Genomic DNA, 8,902 nt, shown 5'->3' with positions numbered 1-8,902 from the left:
GGGGGTCCGGGCCGGGCGGGTATGGCCGTCCGCGATGAGCCCATCTGTCCCGCGCCGTCCTCGGGCGCCGGACCCCGTCCCGCGATCAAGACGCCTCTAGAGCGCGCCCTTCAGTGGACGAGGCGGCACCAGAATAATGCGCGTTGGGCGGGCGGGGATAAATTAGGCAATTTCGCCTCCCTCCGGCGTGGAGGAGGAGAACGCGGAGCACGCTAAGCCCCGTTTTCGTGGATGAATTTGCGCGCAGGGCACCGTCGAAACGGAATGCGACCGTCGAACGTTCCGATGGACGGGAGGGGATTACTACGATCAATGTCCGCTCCCGAACGGTCAACAGAGCGGCTTCGACCACGTGACAGAATTCATAGCGCAGCACCAAGCCGAGATCGCAATCCTCCTCCTCGCCGCAACCTTCGTCGGGTTTCTCCTGGAGCGATTTCCTCCGGCCGTCGTCGCCACGGCCGGGGCGGCGGCCTTTCTCGTCCTTGGCTTGATCGATACCAAGGACGTCATGAGCGTGTTCTCGAACAGCGCTCCGATCACGATCGCGGCCATGTTCATTCTGTCGGGAGCGCTGGTCAGAACGGGAACCCTGGAGGCCGCAGCATCCTGGGTGACCTCTCAAGCAGCCGAACGTCCCAAGACCGTGCTGCTGGCGTTCTTCGCCGGCGTAATCGGCGCCTCTGCCTTCATGAACAACACCCCGGTGGTCGTGGTGCTGATTCCAATTGCCGTGAGGCTTGCGCGAACCGTCGGCATGGCGCCGACACAGTTGCTGATCCCCCTCTCCTACGCCGCGATCCTCGGCGGCACGTGCACATTGATCGGTACCTCGACCAACCTGCTGGTGGACGGCGTCGCGCGCGAGCACGGACTGCCCGCTTTCTCGATCTTCGAGATCACACCCGTCGGGCTCGTGGCGGCCGTGGTCGGAACCGCGACCATGCTCGTGCTCGCCCGGTACCTGCTTCCGGCGCGGATGAGCGCCGCGGACCTCATGGACGAAGAAGGGAAGGTCTTCTTCCTGACCGAGCTCACGGTCTCGGACGAATCTCGCTTCGCAGGCAAGAAGCTCGGTTCCGTGAAGGAATTGACCCACGCAGGCATCAAGCTCGTCAGCCTCTATCGGGACGGGTCGACGACCCGCGGCGTGCTCGGCGATCAGGTCCTGCAGCCCGGCGACCGGATCGCGATCAAGGCGACCATGCCGGAGGTGCTGACGCTGCATGGCGAGCGCGGCTTCGATATCCTGGGCGTGGGCGGCGGCGAAAGCGACAAGGATCACATCATCGTCGAGGCGGTGCTGGCCCCTGGCCGGGGCAATTTGCGATCGGTCAGCGACATGCGCCTCGGGCGATTTGCGGTCCGCCTTTTGGGCATCAGCCGCCATCGCTATCTCCCCGGCGTGGACCTGGACTCGGTTCAGCTCCGAGCTGCCGACCGCCTCCTCCTCGAAGGTACACCCGAGGGTCTGGCCGCCGCGGCGGAGGAAGCGGACTTCATCAATATCACCCAGCCACGCTCCCGCAGCTTTCGGCGCAAGAAGGCCCCGGTGGCGATCGCCGCAATTGGCGGGGTTGTCCTGCTGGCGGCGCTGAACGTCATGCCGATCGAAGGACTGGCCGTGCTGGGCGTCGCCCTAATCCTGCTCCTGCGCTGCATCGACGCCGAAGAAGCATGGGAATCGGTGAACGGCGGAATCCTGGTGCTGATTTTCGCCATGCTCGCCATCGGCGTGGGGCTGGAGAAGACCGGCGCCGTGCGCGCCATCGTGACCGCGATCGAGCCCTTGCTCGGCCAAAGCTCCGGGTTCGTGATGCTCGCCGTCGTCTATTTTCTCGCCGTAATCCTGACGGAGCTCATCACCAACAATGCCGTGGCCGTGGTGCTCACACCCATCGCCATCGGCCTTGCCGAGGGCCTCGGCCTCGACTCGCGGCCGTTCCTGATCGCCATCATGATGGGCGCAAGCGCGAGCTTCGCCACGCCCATCGGCTACCAGACCAACACCATGGTCTATGCCTCAGGCAACTACCGGTTCGCGGATTTCCTGCGGATCGGCGTGCCCATGAATATCATCGTGGGCATCGCCACCTGCACCGCCATCGCGCTGCTCATGCCGCTGTCGAAATGAGCGGCATATGAGACCGGTTAGAAGTCGAACAGCGCGCGGGTGATGGCGTTGACGGCGTCGTTCTGGCCCTGGCGGCCTCTGCGGTAGACCGGCCGCTGGGTTTCGGCGGCCACGACTTCATCGTTCCCCGGCAGGTCGTACGGCACGGCCTGCCCTTTCAGCGCGGCGAGGACCCTGCGGTCGTGACCGTAGAGATCGCGGTACTGCTTGAGCGTGCCGTCCTCGTCCACCCTGGCCGTGAAGTAGCTGATGTAGACGGGGATATGGGTCTTGAGCTGGACCGCGTTGGCATCGGCACCATACTGCATAGCCGAGGAAACCTGCCCGGCCGTCCAGCCCTGATCGTGCTTCAGCAGAACGGTGGCGAACTGATCGGGATTCTGCACGCGCATGCAGCCATGGCTCTCCGCGCGAATGGTCTTGGCGAAGAGATGCTTCTGCGTGGTGTCGTGAAGATAGACGTCATGGGAGTTGGGGAACCGGAACTTGACCAGCCCGAGCACGTTGCGCGGTCCCGGCGGCTGATAGAGCTCGTATTTGCGGATGTCGGTCCGTCCCCAATCGATGGAGTCGGGATCGATGTCGCGCCCGTTGACGCCGCGGATGCGCAGATCCTGGCGCCGGAAGATGGACGTATCCCAGCCGGCACTGAAGAAGCCGCCGCCACGGTTGAGATAAGGCGCGATCTCCTCCGTCTTGATGGAGTTCGGCACATACCAGTTCGGACGGAAGACGATCTCCTCCATCTCATCGTTGATGATGGGCGTCTGCTTGTTCGTCTTGCCCACGACCACCCGCGTCTCGTGGATCGGCTTGCCATCCTCGACGACGCGGACCACGAACTCGGGGATGTTCACGTTGACGTAGAAGGGCCCGAGATCCTGCGGCAGCCAGCGCCAGCGCTCCATATTGGCGAGCAGCAGATCGATCTTCTCGCGGCCGCTGGCCTGACGCGGCGCCGATTGACCGTTCAGCATGCGGCGCGTGCCGGAGCCGACCATGCCGTCGGGAGAGCCGCCGTGGGAAATCTGGAATTGCCGGACGGTCTCGCGCAGGCCCTCGTCAAACTGGGTGTCCTTGACGCCGGCGGCGGCGGGAGCCTCGAGCCGCTGCCGAAGCAGAGCCACTTGCGGATGCTCGACGCCGAACTTGAGCAGCGGTCCGTCGGGAATGACGACAGTGTCGGCCTGCGGGGCCTGAGGCGCGTCACCCGCGCGGGCGGCGAGCAGTTGCTGGCGGAGCGCCTCGAACTGCGGATGGCTCGGCTGGAAGCTGCGCAAATAGGCGGCCGGGTCGGAGCGGATGGCGATGAAGCTGATGACCTCGGCTGGATTGGGCAGATACAGCGTCGGATCGAGATTCTTGCTGAGGGTCAGCGGCTCGATGCGGCCGCCCCGCGCGTCCTTGGCGTATTCGACCACCGCAGCGCTGATCTTGAGCTCGGCATCGGCAAGCTGCCCCGTGGCGCCTGGAGTGCCCACGTCGAGGCCCGCGACGTCGGGCAGATCGTAGTCGGATGCGCGCAGGCCGTAATCGTCGGCCTTGGCGATCTCGGCCATGACGGCTTTGCCCTTGGCGGTGACGCCGGTCTCGTCGACCCAGATGAGGCGCTGATCGGGGAGCGAATAATATTCGGCGAGGGCGATCTGCTCGGCCACGTCGCTCATGGACCTGGCCGCGAGACGGTCCTGAATGGCGATCCGGACGGCCTCGGACTGCGTGATCAGCCCCGCCGGCCCATCGGGCTCCGCCGCGTGTCCAGCCAAGCTGAACGACGCCGCCAGAACGAGCCCCAATGCGATTCGCCTCATGGTCTGATCCCCCTGGCCGTCAACGGCATTCCAGGTTGTGTTTCAAAGCCTTGCGAACAGGCCTTACCCTCAGGCACGATTATGCCCCGCGAAAGGGGAAGAAACCACCCAATTCAGGCCTTGCGGGGGCAAAGTGAGGCTCCAGAGCAACAGGTCTAGAGGAATCTGACCGGGCTCCGGATCAGTGCGGCCGGCTGAAGCGGCCATGCTGGGCCATGACCGTCAGCCAGGCGAAATCGTCCCGGCTCATATGCACCACGGTGGCGTGATCGCCGGCCTCGAAAAAGATGTCCGGCTGGACCTCGAGGCCTGCATCCACCACGGTATCCAGCCCATAGCATTCGCCAATGGCCGGAATCGCCCCGCAGGCGCAATCGTCGAACAGCTCGGCGGCCTCCGCCTCGCTGGCGAGTTCCACATCGTCGCCATATTGGCGCTTGAGGTCGGCCAGGCGGATGTGATGGGTGGCAGGCAGCACGGCGAGCGCATAGCCGATGGCGTCGCGGAGCAGAACCGCCTTGGCCAGGCGGTCGCCGGGAATCCGGCAGCCTGCGCAGTCCGCAAGGCGCTCTCCGTGGGCTCGTGATCCAGCACGTCATAGGGGACATGCTTGGCGGCGAGATATTTGGCCAATGTGGGGGCGATAGCCATGGGGAACCCTCCTTTGCGATTGCAGACCGATCGCAAGCGTGAGGTCCCCCCAACCACGCCTCACGCGCGCGGCTGCGACCTAAACGAAGACTACACCCATCAGTTCCTGGGCCACAATGCCCCAGGTGACACGCCTAGGTGGTATCGGTGCGGCGGCGGCCCTGGTCGGTGCGGCGGCGTTTCGGGGTCGTTGCGCGTTTCGCGGCGGTCTTCTTGGCGGCGGGCGTCTTGGCGGCAGGCGTCTTGGCGGCGGGCTTCCTGTTGTCTTGCGCCCGTTCGGCCCTGAGCGCGAGATCGCCGTCTGGCAGGCACACGAAGATCAGCACGGCGAGCGCGGTCATGTAGAAGCGGAAGGCGGGCTCCTGGCCGTTCCAGGTCTGCGACTGCCACATGGCGAACCATTCGCCGGCCACCACCATGAAGCCCAAGAACCAGACGAGGAAGGCGAGCAGGCCGGCCGCCACCACGAGGCCTTTGCCCTGATTGAACAGTGCCGCCGGCGCGTTGCGGAGTTGGAGCAGGCGGATGGCGCCGGCGAGGAAGAGAATGCCGGTGGCGGCCTCGGCGGCGATGATCAGCCAGTAGCAGACCTGCCAGACCGTCGGGCTGGTGACCGACCGGTACATCAACGCGTTGCCGGCGAAGGTCGTGTCCATGCTCATCACATGCTGCACGAACAGATAGTTGGTCTCGTAGTCGGTGATGTTGTCGAAGGCGACGAGCAGGCAGAAGGCCGCGAGACACAGCGCCATGACGATCTTGGCGTAGCGGGTGATCAGCATTCAGGCCCCCCCTGCCCGTCCTTGTAGCCGTTTCGATGGTCACAGCATAAGCGAAACGCGCTGCGTCACCATTTGGAAGTTGGTAGCAGCGATTCAGCCCGCTTTGTGATGAAATCCGCCTCTCCCAAGATGCGCCGAGGAGATTGGATTGATCGTCGAGCGGCCGCCCTATTCCTATCGCGACGATCCGGCGGTGCCGGACTTCGCCGACGCACGGCCGATCGCCTTCATCGACGGCGCCTGCATGCTCTGCGCCACGGGGGCGCGGCTGATCGCACGGCTCGATCATAGCGAAACGATCCGCATCTGCCCGATCCAGACGCCGCTCGGTCATGCGATCCTCGCCCATTACGGGATGGACCCGGAGGACCCTGCCACCTGGCTGTTCCTCGAAGACGGGATCGCCTCGAGTTCGTTCGACGGCATGATCCGCGTCGGGCGCGCGTCGGCGGCTGGGGCCATCTCATCCGGCCGCTGGGACTTTTGCCGCGCGGTCTCCGCGACTGGCTTTATCTCCGCCTCGCGCGAAACCGCTATCGTCTCTTCGGCCGCGCGGACCTCTGCGCGATTGCGGACGCGTCCTTGCGCGAACGCCTGATGCCTTGAGGCAGCATGCGGGTCCTCATCCTGGGTGGCTATGGTGTGTTCGGCAGCCGGCTCGCTGAGCTGTTGACGCGCGACGGCTGCGCGGTGGTGATCGCCGGCCGCGATGCGTCCGCCGCCCACGCGCCGCCACCCGGATCGGCGCCACGGCCTTGCGGCTCGACCGCAGCGGCAACCTCTCGCCGATCGCCGACGGCGCCATTGATGTCGTGGTGGATGCGGCGGGGCCATTCGGCGCCTATGGCGGCGATCCTTATCGTCTGCCGCGCTACTGTCTCGCACACGGCATCGATTATCTCGACCTCTCCGACGACGCGCGATTCACCGCGGGCATCGGCGATCTCGACGCCGCGGCGCGGGGTGCCGGCCGCTTCGCGCTCTCCGGCGCCTCGAGCGTGCCCGGGCTGTCGTCGGCCGTGGTGACGGCCCTGGCCGCCGGCCTCGACCATGTCGACGGCATCGAGACGGCGATCCTGCCCGGCAACCGGGCGCCGCGCGGCCGCTCGGTCATCGCCAGCATCCTCGGCCAGGCGGGCGGTCCGATGCGCATGTGGACGGATGGCGCCTGGCGGGAGATCCGCTCATGGAGCGGCCCACGCCGCATCGCCCTCGAGCTGGGCCTTTCGCGAACCGGCTACCGGATCGCGGTGCCAGACACGGAGCTCTTCCCCGCGCATTTCGGCGCGCGCACGGTCGACTTCCGGGCCGGAATGGAGCTTGGCGTGCTGAACCGCGCCGTGGCGGCCGTGGGGGGATTGCGACGGCTTGGTCTCGGCATCGGCGGCCATCGGTCGAGCGTCGCGTTGTCCGCCTGGCTGGCGGACCGGCTGTCGGGTTTCGGCACGGATCGCGGCGGCATGGTGGTGACCGTCACCGGCCGCAAGGCGGAGGAGCACGTTGCGCGACGCTGGACGCTGATCGCCGAGGCCGGCGAAGGCCCCTTCGTGCCGGCGATCGTGGCGCGGGCTTTGGTCCGGGCGGCGGCAAGGGGCGGCATCGCGCCGGGCGCCCGGCCCTGCCTCGGCGAGATTGCGCTCGCCGATATCGACCGAGCCATGGCGGACTTGTCGGTGACGACCCGCATGGAAGACCAAGCGGCGCGCTCGCTCTTTCGCAATGCGCTCGGCACAAATTGGGACGAACTCGATCCGGTGTTGCGCGCGGCCCATGGCGGGCTCGGGACGGAGCGGTTTAGCGGCCGGGCCGACGTCGAGCGGGGCGGAAGCCTCTTCGCGCGCCTGGTCTGCCGGCTGTTCGGCTTTCCCCCGGACGGCAAGGACCAACCCGTGACCGTGGACATGACGCGCTCAGGCGGCCGCGAGGTGTGGACGCGCCGGTTCGGGACCGCGACGTTCCGCTCTCATCTGGCGCCCGCGTCGCGCCCGGACCACTATCTCGAGCGGTTCGGGCCGTTCGTCTATGAGCTTGCCATCCCCGTCGACAATGGCGCCATACGGCTCGAGACGCGGCGGGGCTGGTTCCTCGGGATGCCGATGCCCCGCCGTTGCCTTGTTGCGAGCGACAGCGAGGAATCCGCCCGCGACGGGCGGCTCCATTTCGATGTCGCGCTGCATGCCCCGTTTGGCCTCGGGCTCATCGTCCACTATCGCGGATCGCTGGATCGCGAACCCGAAGCGAACGGCTCTCCTTAGAACGGACCCGTAAACACGAAAAATGGCCGGGACTTATTTACGCGCTACCGCTTCGCTGCTTGAGCGCGAGTTGATTATTTACGCGCTACCGCTTCGCTGCTTGAGCGCGAGTTGATTACGCGCTACCGCTTCGCTGCTTGAGCGCGAGTCCCAGCCATTCTCGAAGACGATCGCGTGACGCGAAGGGTCAGTTCTTGTCCTTGTCGACCATCTTGCGCTCGGCGATCCACGGCATCATGTCGCGCAACTTCTTGCCGACCACTTCCATGTCGTGGGTATCGCATTTGGCGCGCATGGCCTTGAAGCTCGGCTGGTTGATCTTGTTCTCCAGCATCCAATCCTTGACGAACTTGCCGGACTGGATGTCGGTCAGCACGTCCTTCATGGCGGCCTTGCTGGCGGCGTTCACGACGCGCGGGCCGGAGACATACTCGCCATACTCGGCGGTGTTGGACACCGAGTAGTTCATGTTGGCGATGCCGCCCTCATAGATGAGGTCGACGATCAGCTTCACCTCGTGGACGCATTCGAAATAGGCCATCTCGGGGGCGTAGCCCGCCTCGACCAGCGTCTCGTAGCCGTTGCGCATGAGCTCGACGAGACCGCCGCACAGCACGGACTGCTCGCCGAACAGATCGGTCTCCGCATCCTCGCGGAAGGTGGTCTCGATGATGCCGGCGCGGCCGCCGCCGATGGCCGACGCATAGGACAGCGACAGGTCGTGGGCGTTGCCGGTGGCGTCCTGGGCGATGGCCACGAGGCACGGCACGCCGGCGCCGCGCAAGTATTCTGCGCGCACCGTATGGCCCGGGCCCTTCGGCGCCACCATGCAGACATCCATGTCGGGACGCGGCTCGATCAGGTTGAAGTGAATGTTGAGGCCGTGGGCGAAGAGCAGCGCCGAGCCTTGCTTCATATTGGGCTTGAGATCGTTCTCCCAGATCTGGCCTTGCAGCTCGTCGGGGGTGAGCATCATCACCACGTCGGCCCATTTGGCGGCGGCCGGCACGTCCATGACCTTCAGGCCGGAGCCTTCCGCCTTGGCGGCGGACTTGGAGCCGGGGCGCAGGCCCACGGCGACGTCGGCCACGCCGGACTCTTTCAGGTTCAGCGCATGCGCGTGTCCCTGGCTGCCATAGCCGATGATGGCGACCTTCTTGCCCTTGATCAGATTGAGATCGGCATCCCGATCGTAATAGACACGCATACCTGTTCCCCTACGTATGAAGTCCTGAATGGTGATTTGGCCCGGGTTGTGCCGTCTGGGCC

Annotated in this window: 7 protein-coding genes; 3 read left to right on the top strand and 4 right to left on the bottom strand. The window is 65.8% G+C overall.

The genetic code is table 11. The annotated features are described in order from the left end of the window. Nucleotides 1-352: 352 nt before the first annotated feature. The gene (locus AUC69_RS03755; RefSeq protein ID WP_069440971.1) at nt 353-2,134 is read left to right on the top strand and encodes an SLC13 family permease; all 1,782 of its coding nucleotides are present in this window, start codon (nt 353-355) and stop codon (nt 2,132-2,134) included. 17 nt (nt 2,135-2,151) lie between these two features. Here AUC69_RS03755 and AUC69_RS03750 read toward each other — a convergent pair whose 3' ends face one another. The 3 genes from AUC69_RS03750 to AUC69_RS03740 all read right to left on the bottom strand — a co-directional run bounded on the left by AUC69_RS03750 (nt 2,152) and on the right by AUC69_RS03740 (nt 5,378). Continuing rightward, nucleotides 2,152-3,945, bottom strand: coding sequence for a L,D-transpeptidase family protein (locus tag AUC69_RS03750; RefSeq protein ID WP_083239064.1), 1,794 nt, complete (start codon nt 3,943-3,945; stop codon nt 2,152-2,154). A gap of 181 nt (nt 3,946-4,126) precedes the next feature. Beyond that, nucleotides 4,127-4,441 (bottom strand): aminoacyl-tRNA deacylase, encoded by a 315-nt coding sequence (locus tag AUC69_RS03745; RefSeq protein WP_342018517.1) that lies wholly within the window; start codon nt 4,439-4,441, stop codon nt 4,127-4,129. Nucleotides 4,442-4,730: 289 nt separating this feature from the next. Next, nucleotides 4,731-5,378 carry a DUF2165 family protein gene (locus AUC69_RS03740; RefSeq protein WP_069440969.1) on the bottom strand — a complete coding sequence of 216 codons (648 nt, stop codon included), beginning with the start codon at nt 5,376-5,378 and terminating at the stop codon, nt 4,731-4,733. Between the two features lie 148 nt (nt 5,379-5,526). Between AUC69_RS03740 and AUC69_RS03735 the strand changes: the two genes are divergently transcribed. Together AUC69_RS03735 and AUC69_RS03730 are read left to right on the top strand one after the other, a co-directional pair. Continuing rightward, on the top strand, nt 5,527-5,976 hold the full coding sequence (locus tag AUC69_RS03735) for a thiol-disulfide oxidoreductase DCC family protein (RefSeq protein ID WP_204377257.1): 450 nt from the start codon (nt 5,527-5,529) through the stop codon (nt 5,974-5,976). A gap of 157 nt (nt 5,977-6,133) precedes the next feature. Further along, nucleotides 6,134-7,633: a saccharopine dehydrogenase family protein gene (locus AUC69_RS03730; RefSeq protein WP_083239063.1), complete on the top strand. Its 1,500-nt coding sequence runs from the start codon at nt 6,134-6,136 to the stop codon at nt 7,631-7,633. Nucleotides 7,634-7,820: 187 nt separating this feature from the next. Here AUC69_RS03730 and ilvC read toward each other — a convergent pair whose 3' ends face one another. Next, complete coding sequence (gene ilvC, locus AUC69_RS03725) at nt 7,821-8,840, bottom strand: ketol-acid reductoisomerase (RefSeq protein WP_069440968.1); 1,020 nt, start codon at nt 8,838-8,840, stop codon at nt 7,821-7,823. Nucleotides 8,841-8,902 lie beyond the last annotated feature (62 nt).

The sequence above is a fragment of the Methyloceanibacter superfactus genome (assembly GCF_001723305.1).
GTDB lineage: Bacteria > Pseudomonadota > Alphaproteobacteria > Rhizobiales > Methyloligellaceae > Methyloceanibacter > Methyloceanibacter superfactus.
The sequence above is the reverse complement of the archived record's forward strand: the minus strand, read 5'-3'. Positions and strand labels throughout refer to the sequence as shown.